This is a genomic window from Microbacterium sp. Clip185 (genome assembly GCF_028743715.1).
GTDB lineage: Bacteria > Actinomycetota > Actinomycetes > Actinomycetales > Microbacteriaceae > Microbacterium.
Map to the genome: position 1 here is coordinate 3,261,011 of NZ_CP117996.1, position 19,896 is coordinate 3,280,906.

Genomic DNA, 19,896 nt, shown 5'->3' on the forward strand with positions numbered 1-19,896 from the left:
GCGCTGACCCCTCACCGGCGCACGATAGCGTGGGAGTCATGTCCGTCGGATCCCCGTTCTCCTGCGTCCTCTGGGACGTCGACGGCACGCTCGTCGACGCATCCGACGGGATTCTGCGTCGCCTGACGATCACGCTCGAGCACTTCGGACTTCCGGCGCCGACGCGCGCCGAGCTGGTGCACTGGATCGGACCTCCGCTCTACGAGTCCTTCCAGCACCACGCCGGGATGACGCCGGAGGGTGCCACGGATGCGGTCACCTTCTACCGCGCGCTGGGCAAGGCCGACGGCTACACGACCGACGTCAAGCTGTACCCCGGCGTCAAGCAGATCGTCGACGATCTCGCCGCCGCGGGCGTTCCCCAGGGCACGGCCAGCTCCAAGCCCGAGAACCAGGTGCAGGCGCTCATGCTGCACTTCGACCTCGCGGAGCACATGACGGCCATCACGGGTGCGACCCCCGACGAGAAGACGCTTGCCACGAAGGCCGACATCGTCGCCGAGGCCCTCCGACGGATGCGGGCCGCCGGGGTCGACACCTCGCGCCCCGTGCTGATCGGCGATCGACACCATGACGTGGACGGCGCGACGGCCAACGGCGTACCGGTGATCTTCGTGCGGTGGGGCTTCAGCTGGCCGCACGAGGCCGAGGGCGCCCAGGCCGTCGTCGACAACGCCGACGAGCTCCACGCACTGCTGCTCGTCGATTCCGACGCCTGAGCCCTGCGCGTCGCTATCGTGAGCGCATGACGACGGACGACGCCGCCAGCCCACCCAGACCCCGCGCGGCGATGCGCGTCGCGCGTCGTCTTCCCGCCACCCTCGTCCTCGTCGCCGCGTTGCTGGTGATCGGGGTCGTCACCGGCGCCCTCTGGCATCCGTTCCACCGCAATCCCGGCATGGAAATGTGGGCCTACGGTTGGCCCGCCCTCGAGGCAGGCCGCTGGTGGACGCCGCTCACCGGCACCTTCATCGTCGGCTACCCCGGCCTCTACCTGTTCACGGTCGCGAGCTTCGCGGGGATGGCCCACCTCGAGTTCCGCCGCGGCACCCGCGTGGCGCTCGCCTACTTCACGATCGGCCAGCTGTTCTCCGTTCTCACGGCGGCCCTTCTCGTCTGGGCGCTCTCGCTCACCGGCTGGCCCTGGGCGCTCACGCAGGCGGGCGCACTGGATGTCGGTCCTTCCGGTGGTGCCTTCGCCGCCCTCGCTGCCGCCGTGGGGCTGCTTCGTGCGCCGTGGCGGATGCGGGTCTGGCTGCTCCTGCTCGGCTTCGTCTTCGTCACGATGCTGTTCTGGGGCAATCTCGACGACATCGAGCACCTGCTGGCGGTGGTGCTGGTGCTCTTCGTGGACCGCTCGCTGCGCCCGCAGCGTACGACCGTGCGCGAGCAGCGGCTCGTCGCCTTTCTCGCGCTGGCCATCCTCGCGGTCCTTGAAATCATCGTCTTCGTGGTCCCGACCGACGGGCCCTTCGGATCCACGACGCCCGGATCGGGGTCGATCTGGGACGTGGCGATCGACGTCGCCGTCGTCGCTCTCATCGCCAACGGGCTGCGCCGCGGCCGCCACTGGGCCTGGATTCTCGGCCTGATCATCACGGCGATCAACCTGCTGCAGTTCGTCGCCCTCGTCGCGCTGATCGCTCTGGCGGGGTGGGCAGAGGCGGAGAGCGCGATCTCGGGGGACCCGTCGCTGTCACTGGCCAACGGCGTGCTCTGGGCACTGGTGCTCATCTACCTCGTCTGGGTGCGCGGCGCCTTCCGCGCGCGCCGGCGCACCCGCATCGGCCAGCCGCCCGCTCCGGATCGGACGGCGCTGCGCGAGCAGTTGCACCGCTTCGGTGGTGGGACGCTGTCGTGGATGACGACCTGGGAGGGCAACCACTACGCGCGGGTGTCGGAGAGCATCGTCGCGTTCCAGAGCCGCGCTTCCGTCGCGCTCGTGCTGGCGGACCCCATCGGTCCGGAGGCCGATGCCGATTCCGCCGTGTCGGCGTTCATCGACTCGGCGGAGCGTGCCGGCCTCATCCCCTGCTTCTTCAGCGCAGGAGAACGAACCCGTGCCGCGGTACCCGACGGCTGGCGCAACCTCGTCGTGGCGGACGACACGATCGTCGACCTTCCGGGTTTGGAGTTCACCGGCAAGGCGTGGAACGCGGTCCGCACCTCGTTCAACCGTGCCGGGCGCGAGGAGATGACGTTCCGACTCACGCGGCTCGCCGACGAACCCTGGGGGATCCGCGCTCAACTGCGGGCGATCTCCGAGAGCTGGGTGGGCGACAAGGGCCTGCCGGAGATGAGCTTCACCCTCGGCACCCTGGCCGAGGCCGCCGACCCGGAGGTACGCCTTGCGCTGGCGATCTCGCCCGCAGGGGATGTGGACGGGTTCCTGTCGTGGCTGCCGGTCTACGCACCGGGTGGCGGCATCCACGGGTGGACGCTGGATCTCATGCGCCGGCGCGAGGGCGGCTTCGGGCCCGTGATGGAGTTCCTCATCGGGTCGTCCGCCAAGGCCTTCTCCGAGGAGGGGGCGCAGATCATGTCGCTGTCGGGAGCGCCGCTCGCGCACGACTACCCACCGGATGCCGGGCTCATGGCCGAGTTGAGCGGCAAACTCGCCGATGCGCTGGAGCCCGTCTACGGCTTCCAGTCGCTGCACCGCTTCAAGGAGAAGTTCCACCCGCGATACGAGACCATGTACCTGCTCTACCGCGACGAGAGCGACCTCACCCGCATCTCTCTCGCGCTCACGCGAGCGTTCCTGCCCACCGCGACGCTGCGACAGTTCGCGGGTGCGGGACTGGAGCTCGTCCGCGGCACCTCCTGACGCGAACGCAAGAGGGACGGGATGCGGTGCATCCCGTCCCTCTTGTCGATTCGCGCCTCAGAGAGCGCGGATCTTCGCTGCCTGCAGACCCTTGGGGCCCTGCTCGACCTCGAACTCGACCCGCTGGTTCTCCTCGAGCGAGCGGTAGCCGTTGCCGTCGATCGCGCTGAAGTGGGCGAAGACGTCTGCGCCCCCCTCATCGGGAGCGATGAACCCGAAGCCCTTCTCGGAGTTGAACCACTTGACCGTACCCGTCGTGCTCATGCCTTGCCTTCTTGTGCGTCCGGCACCCTCTGCGCCAGTGACCTCCCACCGTAGCGGCGCGAGGTGGTCAGTGGGGAAGAGTTGCAGATGGTGACGAAATCGTTGCACGAGCGACGCGGGCCGTTAACCATTCGACGCCCGGGCCGAGCGAAGCTCATAGGCCCGGGCGTCGACGGATCCCCCCGGATACGTCGCGCGGAGCGCGACAGCGATCACTCTACTGCGTCACCGCGGGATCGCCACAGGGATTCCCCGGCGACAGGGCAAAACTCCGCGGTCGCTGGGGGACCGCGTCGTACACTGGTCACTCCATGGCCGACCACCCGACATCGCGGCCGCCCCGCCGTCGCCGGATGCTCGGAGACGAGGTCTTCGAGCTGCTCGGTCGCGCCATCCGCGACGGCAAGCTCGCCCCCGGCCAGTCGTTGCGCGACGTGGAGCTGGCCGAGCGCTTCGGCATCTCGCGCACACCGGTGCGTGAGGCGCTGCAACGGCTGGAGCGCATCGGCCTGGTGGAGATCTCGGCGAACAGGTTCACCCGCGTCACCGTTCCCACCGAGCGTCTCGTCGCGGACACCCGCGCCTTCATCGTCGGCTTCACGGCGGAGGCGCTGCGCGCCGCACTGCCGGCCTGCTCGGACGAGACGCTGACCCTTCTCGTCGCCGCCTACGACCGCATGCTCGCAACGCCCGTGGGTACCGGCACGCACACGGAGGCGTCGACCGCCTTCTTCCGGACGCTCTCGATCGCGACCGGCAACATCGTGCTCGGCCGCTTCATCCGGGAGACATCGCTCACGCTGGAGCGGAACCTGCAGGGCTGGGCGTTCATCGATGTCGCATCCGACACGGGGCACCGAGCAGGACAAGCCCTGCGCCGGGCCCTTCTCACCCGCAATGCCGCGCGGGCCGACGCTGTCCTGCGCGCCTACCAGCGCGAACGCCAGGAATGAGAAAGGCCCCCTCCTGCTGGGGGGAGCGGAGGGGGCCGTGGAGCCCCTCGATTGGGGGAGGTGAAGGGCTCGTGGAACTAGAGTACCCCTGTCCCCCATATGGGGGACAAATCGCCCTCATCGCATAAGCAACACTCAGGTTTCCATGCGAGTGCATTCACGCCCAGTCGAGCGACGAACGCCTCTTCCAGTAGCTCTGCGGGTCGACGGCGAACGACGGCATCGGTAGGGCGTCGCCGGACGCACTGCGCTCGGCGCCGCGACGCAGCTGATCGTCGGTGGCCGCGCCGCTCAACACGATGTCCGCCCACTCCTGGCGACGCGCGACGGCGAACGCGTACTCGTCCACCGTGAGGGATGCGGCGCGCGCCTCATCCCGGACCACCGTCGGCGCATGGGCGTCGCTGAGCCAGCCGTTGGCCAGCACCTCCTTCAGCACGACGGTCCAGCCCGCATCGTGCGCCCGCGCAAGAGCGGGGCCCGCCGATGGCTCGAAGACGTTCCAGGTGGACTGCACGACGGAGAAGAGGTCGCCGTGCTCGCTCGTCGCCCGGTCGATGACCTCCGCCTGCAGGGGGCCGCTGGTCGAGATCCCCACCCGCACCCCCGTCTCGCGGATCTCCCCGATCCGCTCGAGCAGCGCACCGTCGGCGAGCGCGGGAGAGTCGGGTGTGACCGAGTGGATGAGATAGAAGTCCGGCGGCCCGCCCAGCGCTGCCAGCGTCTGGCGCCACTGCCGGTCGAGCATCGCGAGCGAGTGCTCCTTGCGCTCGTGGAGTTCGGCGGCGGGGTTCCAGTCGCCGACGTACTCATAGCCCCACTTCGAGCCGATCGTGAGCGACGCGCGACGATCGGGGTGTGCGGACAGCCACGAGCCGAGGAACTCCTCGGCTCTTCCATAGGACCGCGCCGCATCCAGATAGCGGATGCCGAGCGCCCACGCCGTGTCGAGAAGCGCGTGGACCCGGGTCTCCATCGCGGCGACGGAGCGGGCGGCGGGGGATCCCAGGTCGTGCTCGCGATCGCTCGTGATGTAGGCGGGGCGCCCCACGGCCGCGAGACCGAAGCCGAGTTCCGCCGTGTGCGCTGACTCCTGCATGTGCCCATCCTCCGTGTCGCTGTCTCCAGTATCGGACGCGGTACGCGAGGTGTGGTGGGCGCCGCCACCCAAAAGCGGCGCCCACCGAGGCTGCGACGCGACGGTGCCGACGATCCCGTCGAGGCCGCCCGACGCGGCATGATGACGAGTTCTCCCCCCAGAGGGACACCGCCGCATCCGCGGCAACTCCTCCAGACAACCCGATCCGATGCTCACCGTCATCATCCGTAGGGATGAAATGGCCTCGTCCCGCAGTCGGATCCGGGCCGCCCCTCCGGGCGCCACGCGAGCCGACCCCTGTGTCGCCCCGCGAGCGAAGCGAGACGAAACGCATCGCCGGAAACCCAGCGCACTGCCAGGTACCGTCGCTGCCGCGCGAAACACGGGCAGTGTAGGAAGGAAGGGCAACGCACTCTCACGACATCAGGGGGACATCGTGGAGGACACCGGCTACATCCGTGCGCGCCTGAGCGCACCATCTCGCGCGGGTGCCGCGTGGCAGGCCACGCTCCGCTTCGTCAACGGCGACGGCGATGCCGTCGCCCGACGCGAGGTCGAGCTTGGAGCTTCCCGCGCAGAGGACGTGCCCGCCGCACTCCACGCCGCGATCGCCGCACTGGTCGGCGATGAGATCGAGATGGCGGGGGATCTGCCGCCGCTGACCGGCGACGTCGTCGAGCTCGAGGTTCCGCTCCGCTGCCGTCAGGGCGCGTCCTGAGCATCGCCCAGAAGGAGTGCGAACCTCGGCCGTCTGCGTGATCGAGCGGCGAGCCTCGCATCCGAACGCGCCGATGAACGCAAGAACCGGCCGGGATGGATCCCGACCGGTTCTATCTGTGGGCCTGTATGGAAATCCGCGACCCCTTGCCCCGTAAGGGCTCGCCAGACCCCATTCCAGACCGATTCCGCGCTAGGCGGGAATACTTTCCGTGACTATCCGTCCTGCCCTGGTCAGAAGCCCTTTCCTGCGAGCGCCGTTTGGTCTCTCCACAACCGCGGCTCGAACTCTCTTCACCGGCGGGTTGATGGGTCGGACTGTCGATGAAGCGTTGCATGTGGGCGTCTATGCGCGCTTGCGCAGTGGGCGCCGCGTCGCTTCTGCATGACCTGCTCGCCTGCAACGCGATGGAGCATCGGCGCCGATAGCCTTCAGCCATGCACCTCGCCGCCAGCTCGCTATGGCCTCCGGACTGGAGTCAGTTCCTGCCCGACGCGATCCTCGCCCTAGCAACCGGTCTCATGGTGTCCTTGCTGTTGTGGTGGTGGCAGCGGAACTTCGAGCGTCGCGCCGCTAGGGAGGCTGCCGAATCCGGTTGGCAGCTCGCGCGAGAGCATTTCGTAAGCTCGGTACGGCCACTCGCGGAGAATGACGACTACTATCTCGTCCTCGTCGTAGCGGACTTCGACACCCTCATCGCCAAAGGCCAGTTGTATCCGGTGGGGAGTTGGGCGACGAGGACGACTTCGGGGAGGAAGGTCGGGCCCTCGACGCGTAGCCGCTGATCGGAAAGGATCCGCACATGAGTGAGGACACTCGGGTCGGCGACCGTCTACTCCGCCTGCGGCTTGGGAACGGTCTCGGCCAGCAAGAGCTTGCCGAACGCGCGGGTATCGCGGCCGGCTCGATTTCCATGGCTGAGCGCAACCTCAGCTGGTTGGACCCGCGCGCTCTCGACGCCGTCGCCGCCGTCTTGGACGTCACCCCGGCGTACTTCCACCGCCCCGGTGCGGAGCCCACCTTCACCACACCGCAGCTGCGCGCCTACGCAGACGCATCCCAGCGCACCGTCGACCGCGTCCTCCACGACAGCCGTACCGCCCTCGACGCCTTCGCCACACTCGACCTGCGGCGGGTGGCGGATACGTTGCCCATCTTCGACGGTGACCCCAACGACGCGGACGAGATCGAACGCGCAGCGGCCGACGTCCGAACCCTCGCAGGCATCAAGGAGGGCGACCGCGTGGGCAACGCTGTGCGCGCAGCCGAACGCCTCGGAGTCGTCGTCCTTCCCATGGACAGCGAACTCGGCCGCCATCTCGGGATGTCGCTTCGCATCAACGACGTCCCCGTCATACGGGTCAGCCGATCTTCCACCTCACCCGAACATGCTGTCCCCGGCGACCGCCAGCGGTTCACCGTCGCGCACGAGCTCGGGCACCTCGTCCTGCACGCCGGGCGGTCTCAACCTGTGTCTGCGGCCGACGCAACAAGACGCGAGAACGAGGCGCACCGTTTCGCCTCCGCTCTCCTTGCACCCGGGGATGCCGTCATCAACGACCTTGGAGGGGCACGCGTTTCCCTCACCGCGTTGACGAGGTTGAAGGAGAAGTGGGGGTTCTCCATCAAGGCATTCGTTACCCGCTTCCGTCAGCTCGGCGTCATCGACGACGATCATGCTCGCAGCTTGTTCAAGCAGATCTCCGCGCGGCGATGGAACAAGCAGGAGCCTATCGAGGTGGGCAACGAGTCTGCCGTCTGGCTGCAGAAGACCCTGACGCAAGGAACGCAGCCGACGTTCGAGCGGAACGTATCGGCCGTCAGTACCTCCATCGGACTCAGCGCAGCGTACTTTCATCGCTGGCTCGATTGGTCGCCGGCCGCGGCTTCGACGACCGAAGCCACGGTGAGCGTCCTCACCCCACGACCGTCGAGCCGTCAGCAGCCGACACGCCCCATCGCACCCGTTCACCGCCTGCCCGTGCGCCACGTCGCCAACGACTGATCCGCGCGTCCTGCGCGCGAGCCACGATGCGGCGGCCACTGATTGTGGACGCCGCATCGTCAGACTCAGGCGTGCCCGCCCTGCATAGCGAGGACAGCTTTTATCTGATGTCGCTCGGCGGCACAGAGCGCGCCGGTGATCGCTCATCGTCCAGGGGGTGGACGGTCACCGGGATGCTTCGGGTGATCGGGCGTCCTTCCCGTGCGAGGCGGCGCTTCCTCGCAACCCACGCGACGGCAAGAAGGCCAAACCATACCGGCGCCGCAATGACTGCTGCGCGGGTGTCCTCACCATAGAGCAGCGCGCCGATGATGAAGGCGAAGAACGCCAGCACGACCCACGGTGCGACGCGTCCCAAGGGGAGCTTGAAGCCGGACTGGGCATGACGCTCCGGATAGCGACGTCGGTAACGGATGTAGCTGACGACGATGGTGCCCCATGTGAACAAGATCAGGGTGGCGCACACGGAGGAAACGAAGGTGAAGGCCGTGACGACCCCGTCCCCCGCGTACAGAAGAGGTATAGCGGTGAACAGGAAGACGCAGGTGAGAAACACCGACTTGCGGGGGACGCCCTGGGGAGTGAGGAACGTGAGTTTCCTGTGAGCGTGACCGTCCAGCGCGAGGTTGTAGAGCATCCGGGATCCTGAGTAGATCCCGGAGTTCGCACTGGAAGCCGCGGAGGTCAGTACGACCAGGTTGATGGCGGCGGCGGCAATTCCGAAACCGGCGTAGGCGAGCGTGGTGACAAACGGGCTCTTGTCAGGTGCGAGCTGGTCCCAAGGGGTGATGGACATGATGATGACGAGGGAGCCGACGTAGAACACCAGGATGCGGGCAACGATGGAGTTGATGGCCTTCGGCAGGGTCTTTCGTGGATTCTCCGTCTCGGCGGCGACTGTGCCCACGAGTTCGACACCGATGAAAGCGAAAATGCCCATCTGGAATCCGAGGATGAAGCCGCTGGCGCCGAACGGGAACATGCCACCGTGGTCCCACAGATTGGCGAAAGTCGCCCGAGTCCCACTGTCGGGGTTGGTGAAACCTGTTGCGATCAGAACCACCCGGGCGCCGATCAGGGCGAGGATGGCGACGACCTTGATGAGGGCGAACCAGAACTCCGTTTCTCCGAAGAACTTCACCGGTTGCAGATTTAGTAGGGTCAGGGCCACCGCGGCGATGAGCGCAGGGATCCACGGAGGGATTGAGGCGTTGAAGAAGGACACGTAGCTGGTGATGGCGATGATGTCCGCGACGCACGCCACCACCCACCCGAGCCAGTAGGTCCAGGAGACGAAGAAACCGGCCCACGGGCCGATGAGGTCTTTCGCGATGTCCCCGAAGGTCTTGTAGTGCAGGTTGGAAAGTAGGAGTTCGCCCAACGCTCGCATGATGAGGAACACCATCAAGCCGATCACCATGTACACGAAGATGACGGCTGGGCCAGTGACGCTGATCATCTTCCCGGATCCCATGAAAAGTCCCGTTCCGATAGCTCCGCCGATGGCGATGAGCTGGAGATGGCGGTTCTTGAGCCCTCTCGTGAGCTCGGGACTTTGAGTCGTTACAGAACGTTCTTCAGTCGACACAATCTGTGCTCCTTTGCGGATGTGTGCGATGGCGTCGTCAGGCGACGACGCGGAAGGTGTCGAGGCGGGGGTCGACGGCGCCGCGGACGAAACCGCTGGGCGCTGCAGCCATCGCTCGCAGGTACTCGACTACGTCCTTCGTGAGGATTTCGCCGGGTAGGGAGTTCGGTACGCCAGGTGGGTAAGCCGCAAGAGAGTCGGCGGAGACGCGACCAATGGCATCGTCGGCTGAGACAATCTCGGTACGACTGAGGAACGCTTCCTGGACGCCGAGTGCGCGGGGAGCGGGGGCGGGTAGTCGCAATCCGCGCACGGCTTTCGAGTGCAGGGTGGGCAGTGCTTCGAGCGCCGTGAGGAGGCGCTCCGGGTCGGCCGGCGAGGTCGCTCCGATAAGAAGTAACAAGGAGGTCGGTGTGGCGAGCTCCGCATAGATCCGGTGGTCGCGAATGAGGACGTGCTGGGCCTCGTTGCCGGTGATTCCGGCCGCGCGCATGTCGATGACCACTTTCAACGGATCGGTCGCGGCGCTGGCATCGTGCTTCGAAAGCTGCGGGGTGGCGTCGGTGTATCGACCGGACTCGCCGATTCCCGCACGTATCGTGTTGGCCGAGGCGATGGCCGCCGAGATCGAGCTCTGACCGGCGGTCATGAGGTGTCGCCGAGTCTCATCCAGGGACGCCAGCAGTAGCGCGCTCGAGCTAGTCGATTGGAACGACCGCACCACGCGGTCGACAAGATCTTCGAGGCTGCGGGACTGTTCGCCGTGTCCGAGGTGCAGCATGGCCGCTTGCGTGAGTGCTCCAGCTCCCTTGTGCGTGCTGGAGACAACGAGGTCTGCACCCAGCCGAGCAGCATTGACAGGGAGGTCCACGTGCACCCCGAAGTGCGCTCCCCATGCTTCATCCACGATCAGGGGCACGCCGTGACGGTGCGCGACATCCGCAATCCCGCGGATGTCAGCCGCCGTACCGAAGTAGCTCGGGCTCACGATGAACACGGACGCGGCGTCCGGGTGCTCGGCAAGCGCCTGTGCGACCTGGGCGGGCGTGACGCCGAGGGCCGCGTTGAGACCGTCGTCAACCGCGGGTTGTAGGAAGTGGGGCGTCAGACCGACGTGAGCGATGCCGTCGATCACACTCGAGTGAACGCTTCGTTGCACGATGGCCTGTCGACCGAGGGCACGGGCAACCATCGTGGCGACATGATTGCCGCCCGACGCGCCGTTGGTGAGGAACCACGTTCGCGTCGCCCCCCAGGCATCTGCGGCAAGCACCTGAGCGGCGCTTAGAGGGGTGGGGCTGCCCGTAGCGGCCGAGCGCCACGTCCGTTGGTCTATCCCGACGATACTCATGGGAAAGTCCAGAGTCAGCGCCTGCGCACCGACAAGCGCGGCGACACCGGGAGCGTTTGGCTCGTGACCCTGGTGCGCGGGGACATGGAACCGCTGCCAGTCGTTTGCCACGAGTGTCCGGAGCGCATCCACGTATGGCGCCCGAGCGTGATCGAAAGCGTCTTCAAGCGGCTGGGGCATGGGTTGAAGGTATTGAGCTTGAGATGACGATGGAATACCACATCCACTGCATCAGCGTCATACCCTGTATGACGTGCTCTACCCACAGCAGCTCCGGGTTTTGGTCGCCATCAGAGACGGGGGTTCTCTCAGTGCGGCAGCTCAGTCGATGGGCTATGGAGTGCCGACCATCGCTCACCATCTCTCGGCACTCGAAAACCAGGTACGTGCACCCCTGGTGGAGAGAAACCGGCGTGGGGCTCGACTGACACCCCTGGGGCTTTCGCTTGTGTCCGAAGCGGAGCAGATTCTCCGGAGGATTGAACAGGCGGAGCGGATGATCGTCGCCGAGCGAGATGCCGGGCTGGCGACGCTGAGGATTGGCGCTTTCGCGTCCATCGGATCGCGTCTGCTTCCTTCCGCCATCCGCGAGCTTCGCGATAGTGCTGCAGTGCGAGTCGAAGTCGTCGAGGCTGAGCCCACGGACGTAGTCGGGATGCTGAGCGCGGGCGAACTGCACGCGGGGATCATCTATGACGTCGCCGAAGACCCGGCTTTCGTCTCCAGCGACATCACGGCGACGCTCCTCTTCGAGGAGCCCTACCAGGTGCTTGTCGGAGGAGGCAGCTCCTTCGCTGACGCTGCGCCGCTTGAGGTGGGGGAACTGGCGGACGCGGATTGGATCTGCGCGCGAAACGATGGCGAGGCATCGAATCGAATCCTTAGGCGCGTGTGTCACGCGGCCGGTTTCGATCCGCGCCTGCTGATGCGCACCGACGATCTGAACATGATCCATGGGCTCGTTGCCGAAGGTCTCGGGGTGACGCTCACGACGGCAACAGCGTTTGACTCGCGCTTTGACGTGCGCCTCCGTCCGACGGTGGCAGACTTCGGTCGGAGGCGCACGTCATTCATTCACGGTACGGAGACACCACCGCCGGCGGTCGATCTCCTCCACCGCATCCTCCTCGACCGCGTGGCGATGTTCCGCCCGGCCACCCCATCAGAGTCGAGGCGTGCGTGAGGGTTCGATGCGGCGCGGGCCGAGCGCCTCAAACGCTGATCCGAAGGTGAGGAGGGCGACGTCGTCATAGGCCCTCCCCGCGATGGTCAGCCCCACGGGCATTCCGATGTCCTCCGCGATGCCCATCGGAACGGTCACCGTCGGGATGCCAAGGTGGCGAATGGCGAGGTTGCCGTTGGCTACCCACACCCCATTGCGCCACCCCGCGTCGGCCGATTGCGGGTTCACATCCATGTCAGCGGGGGCTACGTCTGCAACGGTCGGCATGACGACGGCGTCCAGGTCATGGTGAGCCATCCATTCGTCGAGATCGAGACGACGGGTCTCGTCCAAACCGTTCAGTCCCGCAGGCATGGCGGTGAGGTTCTCCAAGCGCGCATTCGGATTGTCTCGGACCCAGGCGGGGTATTCAGCGATGTCGTCATCGAAGCCCGTGTAGCGGTCTGGGAGAGCGCCTTCCGGCTGGGGGAAGATGGTGGCCCCGTCGATGGCTGCCAGCGAGTCCAACCACGGGTCTGCGTTGTCGCGGAGAAACTGCTCCCACGCCCATGCGCAAAGGTCGAGGATCTCCTGGCGCAGGTACTCCGGTGATACGAGGCCACGGATGGCGATGGTTGACGCCCCGACGCGATCCCCTTCGTAGTTCGACACAGCCGGGAAGTCGACTTCGACGACAGTTGCTCCGGCCTCCTCGAGAGCGCGGCGCGTCTGTTCCCACAGAGCGATGATCGACGGGCGTGTCCGGATCGGTTGTCCGGTGGGTCCACCGATGCCGGGGGTGGGGCCGGTGCCCGCGGCGGGGTCTGCGTTGATGAACATGCGGGGGATGCCGAACCGGCGACCGGCGAGGACCTCGCGCGGGTTCGCGGCAGCGGACAACGCCGGGTAGGACGTGGGGCGGATGGCGGATGTCCGAGGAAGCTCCACCCAAGGCTGCGCCCGCCAGAAGTCGGCGTCCACAACCTCGTCGTCTGCGACGATCACGTCGAGGACTTCGAGAAGGTCCTCCATCGTGCGAGTGTGCGGCACGGGAACGTCCTGGGTTGGCACCAACGGCCACAAACCTCGGCAGGAGATCAGTCCGCGGGTGGGGGTGTACGCACAGAGGCCGTTGTTGGAAGCGGGACCGCGCCCGCTCGACCAGGTTTCCGAGCCCAGCCCGAACGCGGCGAAGCTGGCTGCTGTTGAGGTCCCGGAGCCATTCGACGACCCTGATGCGAACGGTGCGGTGAGGAAGTCTGCGTTGTAGGGGCTTTCGGCGCGCCCGTAAAGGCCGCGCTGCATGCCACCGTTCGCCATAGGGGGCATGTTGGTCAGCCCGATGCAGATGGCGCCCGCACCGCGCAGCCGCTCGATGATGAAGGCGTCGTGCTGCGCGACGAGTTTGGCGAAGGCTGGGCTACCGGCCGCGGCTGTCAGTCCCCGGACGAGGTAGCTGTCCTTCGCGGTGTAGGGGATGCCGTCGAGGGGGCCGCGGGACTCCCCGCGTGCCCGCCGGTCGTCGGATTCCTGCGCCTCATCACGAGCGGCGGGGTTGCGGACCACGACGGAGGCCAGCGCGGTCTCAGTTCCTGCCGCGTCGTATGCGTCCAGGCGCGCAAGGTACGCGTCGACGAGGCCAACCGCGGTGGCTTGCCCAGAGCTGAGTCCGGCACGAAGATCGGCAATGGACGCTTCCACAACATCGAACACAAGAGCCCCTTAGAGTCGTTTTGAACAGCTGTTCAAAACGAGAAGGTACTGAATGCCCAATTCCTCGTCAACCCGAGTTCACCGCTCGTCTGCGGACCGCATGTTGGAGATCCAGGACGCCGCTCAACGAATCGCCCTGACGGACGGCCTCCTCGCGGTGACCGCTCGCTCAGTCGCGGCCGAGATGGGCGTCACAGCGAGTCTCGTGGTGCACTACGAACGCAACATGGAGGAGCTGGTGGCTCGGACGTTCGACATGATCGTCACGCGCGAGCTGGACGAGGTGCGGGCCCTTGTCGCAAAGGAGGCGTGCCCCACCGACCGGGTTCGCGTCCTCTTGTCCACGCTCCTGGCCGGTGGGCGGGACGCCATGGCCTTGGTGTGGGTGCAGTCGTGGGGGATAGGGGGACGGAACGAGGCCCTCGCAGGTTCGGTCCGCACGCAGATGGATGCGTGGGAGGGTTTCGTCGCCGAACTGATCGAGGACGGCGTTAAGGCGGGAGAGTTCACGTCGGACAACACCCGCGCCGTGGCGGCGCAGATGGTCGGGATGATCGACGGCTTGAACGCGCACTCGCTCATCAGGTGGCACACTCCGCGTGACCGTCGAGCGCTGATGGCGCGATCCGTCGAGCCGCTGCTACAGCTGACACCGGGTGCGTTGGGCGAGCGCTAGCGCGGCACAGACGCGCACTGCGCGGGCGAAGGACCCGAGGGCCCCCCGCGGTGAACGGTGAACTTGTGGTGCACCGTCCACCGCGGGTGATGGCGGTCAGTGCTTCGCGGCCGACCCGTTTTCGATCACGCCACACCACTCAGCTATGAACAGCGCAATCGAACCGGTGATCCTGCGGACCGATTCGATGCTGACTCGTTCGTCGTAGCCGTGGATCGCGTCTGAGATAGGCCCGTACACGAGGGACGGCGTCCCGGCGTACTGGGTGAACACACGTCCGTCCAGGTATCCCGGGGTCGTGAATGTGCGGAGCTCTTCGCCGAAGACGCGCTGATGCGCGTCTCGGAGCACCTGCTCAGCCTCCGTGCCTTCGGGGAGGACGTACCCCTGAGCGAAGAACCCGTTGCGGGTGGCCGTGGCTTCGATGGAATGGCCGTGCTCGTCGTTGGTCACAGTGGCGAGGTGTTCGGTGATCTCCGCCCAGGCATCCTCGGCTGTGATCCTGGGGTACAAGGCGATGCGGAGGTCGACCTCGCACCAGGCGGGGACGCTGGATGCCCAGTCGCCACCGGAGATCATGCCGAGGTTCAAGTTGATCGGATGTTCGAGGTCCTCGAAGTAGCGGTGGGATGCCTTGTCTGCGTTCCACCGCTCCTCGAGTTCGCGCAGGCGGGTGACGACGTGGTGTGCGGCGTCGATGGCGTTGAACCCGGCGGACATCTCCCGCGGGTGGGTGGGGTTGCCGGAGACGCGCACCTTGAACCAGATGACCCCGACGTTCGCTCGGACCAGCATGTCCTCTTCCGGCTCGGGGATGACCACGGCGTCCGCGGTGTAGCCCCGCTGCAGCGCAGCGAGAGAGCCGTTCCCCGTACATTCCTCCTCGACGACGGATTGGAAGTGGATCCGGCCGGCGGGGCTGAGTCCGGCTCGACGGAGCGCGTCGAAGGCGAAGAGGTTGGCGACGAGCCCGGCCTTCATGTCGCCGCTGCCGCGGCCGTAGAGCCAGTCACCCTCGATTCGCGAGTCCCACGGCGAGGTGGCCCATTCGCTGTCGGGGCCGGTCGGGACCACGTCGATGTGTCCGTTGAGGATCAGCGAGCGTCCGGTCTCGGTGGTCGGTCGGTAGGTGCCCACGACGTTGTCGACGTCGTCGTAGGACACGTCGATGATTCCGGCGCCCGGGTGCGAGGCGATCTCCTCCGGGCTGAGCTCCCATCGGTCCATCTCCAGGCCGCGATCCTGCATCGCGGAGTACATGAGGTCTTGAGCGCTTGCTTCCTGAGTGCGGAGGGAGGGATGACGCACGAGCTCCTGAGTGAAGGCGAGCTGGGCGTCGAAACCTGCATTCACGGCTCCCAGGATGCGGTCCCGGGTGGCTGCGTCGAGAGTGCTTCGAGGGGTGGTGTCGAGTGTCATGCAACTGACCTTTCGGGGGTGGTGGGGTCGGAGGTGACGACGGCGTCACGGATGCGCAGTCGCTCTCCGATAAGGCCGCCGAGGGCGGTGATCAGCGCGACGGCGATGAGCAGCAATGCTGCAGACCATGACTGGTTGCCGCTGGCCGCGAGGAAGGCGGTAGCGATGAGCGGGAGGAATCCGCTGATCGCGCCGGCGAGGTTGTAGCCGAGAGCGACACCGCTGTACCGCAGGTGCGGGGGGAACAGGTCGGTCAGGAGTGCGCCGGTGACGGCGTAGGCGAGGGTGATCAGGAGGATGCCGAGCGTGACGGCCGCGATGACGCCGATGGGGTTGTGGGTGTCGATGAGCCAGAACAGCGGGAATGCTGCGATGGCGGTGAGGAGGGAGCCGACGAGGGTCATGCGTCCCGGTCCGAAGCGTTCGGCGAGGCGGCCGGCGTAGATCGTCATCGGGATCTGCGCGACGGCGGCGATGAGGGTCGCGTTGACCATGAGCCCGCGGTCCAGTCCCAAGGTGTTGGAGCCGTAGCTGACGACGAAGGTCGTCATCATGTAGAACCCTCCGACACCGAGCAGTGCGGCGGCGATGGCCACGAGCAGTCGCCCCCATGCCTTGGTGAACACCTGCAGCGCCGGGACTTTGACTCGCTCGTCCTGCTGAACCAGCTGGGTGAAGACCGGAGACTCCTCGACCTTCATACGGATGTAGAGCGCCACGGCGAGCAGCGGGAACGCGGCGAGGAACGGGATACGCCAGCCCCACGCGTCGAACGTCTCGGGAGGGAGCATCAGCACCAGCGCGAACGCGCTCGAGGACAGCAGCGTCCCCACCGGTGAGCCGATCTGGACGAGGGCGGCGTACCGGCCCCGCTTTTCGATGGGGGCGTGTTCCACGGCGATGGTGACCGCGCCACCCCACTCCCCGCCGACGGCGAGTCCTTGCACGAGGCGAAGAACCGCGAGCATGATCGGGGCTGCCACCCCGACAGCCGCTACAAGGCCATCGCCCGGACCCTCTACGCCCAGCTCACCCCCGAGACCCGCGAGTACCTCGGCATCGCCGGCCTCACCGGCAATTCCCGTACCTGGTACGGACGGTACTGGCGGGCAGTCAACCGCATCTTTGAGCTCACCTATCCGTGGGAAGTCAACCGCAAGTCGCACGCCACCGCCGAGGCGTACCAGGTGGCGCTCGACAGCTACTCACAGAAGAAACGCGACCGCAGCGACTACCTGATGAACCTGCTCGTCCAGGCACCCCTCGGACGGCTCCCACAGGAGATCCGCGACACGTACGCCGGCAACGTCGCTCTCGACGCCACCCTCATCGAAATCGCCGGGCGCACCAACCCCAACGCCTCCAGCGTGGACCTACCCCGCCGCAATCTCGACGCCATGGCCGGCGCCTACCGCCGCGGCGGGAACCACGACGGCCAAGGGGCGAAGACCGACAAGGCCGGCTGGGAGATGGAGACCGTGGTCACCGTCCCCAACTCCCCCAAGCAGCCGCAGAGCTTCCCCATCCTCACCACGGCGCTCGCGCTCCACCACCCCGGACGAACCAAGCACGGGCCGCGCATCGCGATGGAGTTCCACGCCAACAAGTTCGACGAGCGGGGCCTCATACTCGTCGACCGCCTCTACAACGGCTCCAAGGCACACCGCTTCCAGAAGCCGACCCGCCAGATGGGCTTCCGCCACGTGTACGACTACAAACTGAAGCAGACCGGTCGCCAGGGCGGCGTCGACGACGTCATCCTCGTCGACGGCCGCCTGTACGTAAAGTGGATGCCCGAGCACCTGCAGACCGTCCGCGCCGACTTCAAGGCCGGACTGATCACTCGGGAGGTGCACGACAAGCGTCTCGCCAGCCGAGCCCAATACGAACTGAAAGACAAGGGACGCCCAGACGCCGACGGCCGACAGTACTTCTTCTACCCCGACCTGCGGAAGGTGATGTGCTTCGACCCCGCCACCGGCAACCGTCTCACCCGCACCCCGAAGACACCGACCACCTTCCTACTGTCCCCGGACGACGCTGTGTCGATGCGCATCATCCGCCACCTCAACCGTTTCGCGTACAAGACCCCCGAGTGGCGCGAGTGGTACGGCATGCGGAGTCACGTCGAGTCCAACAACCAGTACGTCAAGGCCGACGCAGAGACCGACCTCGGCAACCCGGACAAGCACCGTCCCCGCGGGTACGCCTTCCAGGCCTTCAACGCCGCCATCGCCTTCGCCGTCGCGAACATGCGCCGCATCGTCAGCTTCATCCAGGCACAGGCGATGAAGGTCCTGGACGCCAGGACCCTTCAGCGCGCCCGCCGCCGAACCGACGAACTCGGTAACCGGCTCCCACACCGCGACCTGTAGGCGCCGACCTCCCCAGAACTGAACACACGCACACGAGTAGCCCGAGCAATCGGGCTACTCGTGTTGCCGTTTGAGGGGACAACGCGCCACCACGAGCATCGCCGACGACGTCACCGCCGGTTTCAGGGCACAGACGACGGAGCCGGTTGGTGCTTCTCAGCACCAACCGGCTCCGTCGTTGTATTTCCGAACACTTTGGGCATGTTTTTCCAAACAGGCCCTATCTGTGCGCGAGGGGGGAGTTGAACCCCCACGCCCTTTCGGGCACTGGCACCTGAAGCCAGCGCGTCTGCCTATTCCGCCACTCGCGCGAGTCGCCCATCACAGATGCGCGAACTCAACCTGCCGATCGTATCACGCCCGATGACCACCCAAGAAGTCGGCGACGCAGCCCTCCTGCGGAAGTCCTGCATGGCCTGTTCAGCCCGTACAACTACGATGGTGCCACCCGTCCAGCCGCCTGAGGAGTCGCGTGGGACTACTTGACAGCTTCGAGAGAGGTCTCGAGCGCGCCGTGAACGGCGCGTTCGCCAAGACCTTCCGCAGCGGCGTCCAGCCGGTCGACATCGCCTCCGCCCTGCGCAGCGAGCTCGACACGAAGGCCGCCGTCGTCTCGCGCGAGCGCATCCTGGCGCCCAACACCCTCACGGTGCAGCTGGCTCCGGCGGACTACGAGCGGATGCGGGCGCTCGGCGCCTCGCTGACCGACGAGCTCGACGCGCTCGTGAACAAGCACGCCCGCGCACAGGGCTACACGTTCGCCGGACCCCTCTCGATCTCGCTGTCGAGCAGCGCGAATCTGTCGACCGGTCAGGTGCGCGTCGAGTCCTCGACCGCCGCGGGCCGGGTCGCCTGGAGCGCCGTGCTCGACATCGCGGGCAAGCGGCATCCTCTCACCGCATCCCGCACCGTGATCGGCCGCGGCAGCGACGCCGACATCACGATCGCCGACTCGGGCACGAGCCGCAAGCACGTCGAGATCCTCTGGGACGGCGAGCGGGCGATGGTGCGCGACCTCGGCTCGACCAACGGCACGAAGCTCAACGGTCGGAAGATCGACGAGGCTCCGTTGCCTCCCGACGCGACCGTGTCCATCGGACGCACCGACATCGTCTTCCGCATCGTCGCCCAGGCGACCGGGGGTCGTGCGGCGCCCGTCGACGACGACGCGACACGCGCCTTCTCGCTCGACGACATCGACCGCTGGGGGAAGGCCTGATGAACGAGCTTCCGCTTCTACTGCTGCAGATCGGCTTCCTGCTGCTGCTGTGGTTCTTCGTCTTCGCCGTCGTGTACTCGCTGCGCGCCGACCTCTTCGGCGTACGCGTGCGCAAGATGCCCGAACAGGCTGCTGCTGCGGCTCCGGCACCCGCCGCGGCAGCCACCGCGCCGGTCGCCCCGAAGGCGTCGCCGCGCAAGTCGTCCAAGGGACAGAAGGCGACGACGGATGCGGTCTCGCGCATCGTCATCACGAGCGGGCCGAAGGCGGGCCTCGAGCTTCCGCTGGGCACGGAGCCGCTCACGATCGGTCGCTCGAGCGAATCAGGTCTCGTCATCCGCGACGACTACACCTCCAGCCACCACGCGCGTCTCATGCTCTGGGGCGACCAGTGGATGATCCAGGATCTCGACTCCACAAACGGCACCTGGCATGACGGCGAGCGCGTCGCGAGCCCCGTCCCGGTGCTGGTCGGCGCCCCGATCAAGGTCGGCGCGACGACCTTCGAGCTCCAGGGCTGATCCGTC

General features: G+C 66.8%; 18 protein-coding genes and 1 tRNA gene. 11 read left to right on the top strand and 8 right to left on the bottom strand.

Annotated features, from left to right (window positions below; translation table 11 throughout):
• Positions 1 to 38 precede the first annotated feature (38 nt).
• Together PQV94_RS15935 and PQV94_RS15940 are read left to right on the top strand one after the other, a co-directional pair.
• The gene (locus PQV94_RS15935) at positions 39 to 719 is read left to right on the top strand and encodes an HAD hydrolase-like protein (RefSeq protein ID WP_274286740.1); all 681 of its coding nucleotides are present in this window, start codon (positions 39 to 41) and stop codon (positions 717 to 719) included.
• Positions 720 to 745: 26 nt separating this feature from the next.
• Positions 746 to 2,827 (top strand): bifunctional lysylphosphatidylglycerol flippase/synthetase MprF, encoded by a 2,082-nt coding sequence (locus tag PQV94_RS15940; protein ID WP_274286741.1) that lies wholly within the window; start codon positions 746 to 748, stop codon positions 2,825 to 2,827.
• A 57-nt stretch (positions 2,828 to 2,884) separates the two neighbouring features.
• On the opposite strand, the gene PQV94_RS15945 is transcribed toward PQV94_RS15940, so the two are convergent.
• Positions 2,885 to 3,091, bottom strand: a complete 207-nt coding sequence (locus tag PQV94_RS15945) for a cold-shock protein (protein WP_137418469.1) — start codon at positions 3,089 to 3,091, stop codon at positions 2,885 to 2,887.
• 311 nt (positions 3,092 to 3,402) lie between these two features.
• Here PQV94_RS15945 and PQV94_RS15950 point away from each other — a divergent pair, with 311 nt between their 5' ends.
• Positions 3,403 to 4,044, top strand: coding sequence for a GntR family transcriptional regulator (locus PQV94_RS15950; protein WP_274286742.1), 642 nt, complete (start codon positions 3,403 to 3,405; stop codon positions 4,042 to 4,044).
• 157 nt (positions 4,045 to 4,201) lie between these two features.
• Here PQV94_RS15950 and PQV94_RS15955 read toward each other — a convergent pair whose 3' ends face one another.
• Positions 4,202 to 5,143: an aldo/keto reductase gene (locus PQV94_RS15955; RefSeq protein WP_274286743.1), complete on the bottom strand. Its 942-nt coding sequence runs from the start codon at positions 5,141 to 5,143 to the stop codon at positions 4,202 to 4,204.
• Positions 5,144 to 5,579: 436 nt separating this feature from the next.
• On the opposite strand from PQV94_RS15955, the gene PQV94_RS15960 reads away from it, so the two are divergent.
• The 3 genes from PQV94_RS15960 to PQV94_RS15970 all read left to right on the top strand — a co-directional run bounded on the left by PQV94_RS15960 (position 5,580) and on the right by PQV94_RS15970 (position 7,866).
• Positions 5,580 to 5,861 (top strand): hypothetical protein, encoded by a 282-nt coding sequence (locus tag PQV94_RS15960; RefSeq protein ID WP_274286744.1) that lies wholly within the window; start codon positions 5,580 to 5,582, stop codon positions 5,859 to 5,861.
• A gap of 437 nt (positions 5,862 to 6,298) precedes the next feature.
• Positions 6,299 to 6,646: a hypothetical protein gene (locus PQV94_RS15965; RefSeq protein WP_274286745.1), complete on the top strand. Its 348-nt coding sequence runs from the start codon at positions 6,299 to 6,301 to the stop codon at positions 6,644 to 6,646.
• A 17-nt stretch (positions 6,647 to 6,663) separates the two neighbouring features.
• A complete protein-coding gene (locus PQV94_RS15970) occupies positions 6,664 to 7,866 on the top strand; it encodes an XRE family transcriptional regulator (protein ID WP_274286746.1) in 1,203 nt (400 codons plus the stop codon).
• A gap of 100 nt (positions 7,867 to 7,966) precedes the next feature.
• Here the strand turns inward: PQV94_RS15970 and PQV94_RS15975 are convergent, their stop codons facing one another.
• Positions 7,967 to 9,454 carry an amino acid permease gene (locus PQV94_RS15975; RefSeq protein ID WP_274286747.1) on the bottom strand — a complete coding sequence of 496 codons (1,488 nt, stop codon included), beginning with the start codon at positions 9,452 to 9,454 and terminating at the stop codon, positions 7,967 to 7,969.
• A 37-nt stretch (positions 9,455 to 9,491) separates the two neighbouring features.
• Positions 9,492 to 10,985, bottom strand: coding sequence for an aminotransferase class I/II-fold pyridoxal phosphate-dependent enzyme (locus PQV94_RS15980; RefSeq protein ID WP_274286748.1), 1,494 nt, complete (start codon positions 10,983 to 10,985; stop codon positions 9,492 to 9,494).
• A gap of 73 nt (positions 10,986 to 11,058) precedes the next feature.
• On the opposite strand from PQV94_RS15980, the gene PQV94_RS15985 reads away from it, so the two are divergent.
• Positions 11,059 to 11,988 (top strand): LysR family transcriptional regulator, encoded by a 930-nt coding sequence (locus PQV94_RS15985; protein ID WP_274286749.1) that lies wholly within the window; start codon positions 11,059 to 11,061, stop codon positions 11,986 to 11,988.
• Here PQV94_RS15985 and PQV94_RS15990 read toward each other — a convergent pair.
• Positions 11,968 to 13,680, bottom strand: coding sequence for an amidase (locus PQV94_RS15990; protein ID WP_274286750.1), 1,713 nt, complete (start codon positions 13,678 to 13,680; stop codon positions 11,968 to 11,970). The genes PQV94_RS15985 and PQV94_RS15990 overlap by 21 nt on opposite strands.
• Positions 13,681 to 13,780: 100 nt before the next feature.
• Here PQV94_RS15990 and PQV94_RS15995 point away from each other — a divergent pair, with 100 nt between their 5' ends.
• Entirely contained in the window at positions 13,781 to 14,356 is a 576-nt protein-coding gene (locus tag PQV94_RS15995) for a TetR/AcrR family transcriptional regulator (RefSeq protein WP_256335582.1), read from the top strand.
• Between the two features lie 96 nt (positions 14,357 to 14,452).
• Here the strand turns inward: PQV94_RS15995 and PQV94_RS16000 are convergent, their stop codons facing one another.
• Together PQV94_RS16000 and PQV94_RS16005 are read right to left on the bottom strand one after the other, a co-directional pair.
• Positions 14,453 to 15,775, bottom strand: coding sequence for an ArgE/DapE family deacylase (locus tag PQV94_RS16000; protein ID WP_074695898.1), 1,323 nt, complete (start codon positions 15,773 to 15,775; stop codon positions 14,453 to 14,455).
• Entirely contained in the window at positions 15,772 to 16,758 is a 987-nt protein-coding gene (locus tag PQV94_RS16005) for an MFS transporter (protein ID WP_274286751.1), read from the bottom strand. Before PQV94_RS16005 ends, PQV94_RS16000 begins: the two co-directional genes overlap by 4 nt.
• Between PQV94_RS16005 and PQV94_RS16010 the strand changes: the two genes are divergently transcribed.
• Positions 16,717 to 18,150 (top strand): hypothetical protein, encoded by a 1,434-nt coding sequence (locus PQV94_RS16010; protein WP_274286752.1) that lies wholly within the window; start codon positions 16,717 to 16,719, stop codon positions 18,148 to 18,150. The two genes, PQV94_RS16005 and PQV94_RS16010, sit on opposite strands and share 42 nt — an antisense overlap.
• Before the next feature lie 227 nt (positions 18,151 to 18,377).
• Here PQV94_RS16010 and PQV94_RS16015 read toward each other — a convergent pair.
• A tRNA-Leu gene (locus tag PQV94_RS16015) sits at positions 18,378 to 18,461 on the bottom strand.
• 161 nt (positions 18,462 to 18,622) lie between these two features.
• On the opposite strand from PQV94_RS16015, the gene PQV94_RS16020 reads away from it, so the two are divergent.
• Positions 18,623 to 19,369, top strand: a complete 747-nt coding sequence (locus PQV94_RS16020; protein WP_274286753.1) for an FhaA domain-containing protein — start codon at positions 18,623 to 18,625, stop codon at positions 19,367 to 19,369.
• A complete protein-coding gene (locus PQV94_RS16025) occupies positions 19,369 to 19,890 on the top strand; it encodes an FHA domain-containing protein FhaB/FipA (protein ID WP_274286754.1) in 522 nt (173 codons plus the stop codon). The genes PQV94_RS16020 and PQV94_RS16025 overlap by 1 nt, the downstream gene beginning before the upstream one ends.
• Positions 19,891 to 19,896: the final 6 nt, after the last annotated feature.

Coding starts and splice junctions, on each gene's coding strand:
- PQV94_RS15935 (WP_274286740.1), top strand. CDS start 39: ATGTCCGTCGGATCCCCGTTCTCCTGCGTCCTCTGGGACGTCGACGGC.
- PQV94_RS15940 (WP_274286741.1), top strand. CDS start 746: ATGACGACGGACGACGCCGCCAGCCCACCCAGACCCCGCGCGGCGATG.
- PQV94_RS15945 (WP_137418469.1), bottom strand. CDS start 3,091: ATGAGCACGACGGGTACGGTCAAGTGGTTCAACTCCGAGAAGGGCTTC.
- PQV94_RS15950 (WP_274286742.1), top strand. CDS start 3,403: ATGGCCGACCACCCGACATCGCGGCCGCCCCGCCGTCGCCGGATGCTC.
- PQV94_RS15955 (WP_274286743.1), bottom strand. CDS start 5,143: ATGCAGGAGTCAGCGCACACGGCGGAACTCGGCTTCGGTCTCGCGGCC.
- PQV94_RS15965 (WP_274286745.1), top strand. CDS start 6,299: ATGCACCTCGCCGCCAGCTCGCTATGGCCTCCGGACTGGAGTCAGTTC.
- PQV94_RS15970 (WP_274286746.1), top strand. CDS start 6,664: ATGAGTGAGGACACTCGGGTCGGCGACCGTCTACTCCGCCTGCGGCTT.
- PQV94_RS15980 (WP_274286748.1), bottom strand. CDS start 10,985: ATGCCCCAGCCGCTTGAAGACGCTTTCGATCACGCTCGGGCGCCATAC.
- PQV94_RS15995 (WP_256335582.1), top strand. CDS start 13,781: ATGTTGGAGATCCAGGACGCCGCTCAACGAATCGCCCTGACGGACGGC.
- PQV94_RS16000 (WP_074695898.1), bottom strand. CDS start 15,775: ATGACACTCGACACCACCCCTCGAAGCACTCTCGACGCAGCCACCCGG.
- PQV94_RS16025 (WP_274286754.1), top strand. CDS start 19,369: ATGAACGAGCTTCCGCTTCTACTGCTGCAGATCGGCTTCCTGCTGCTG.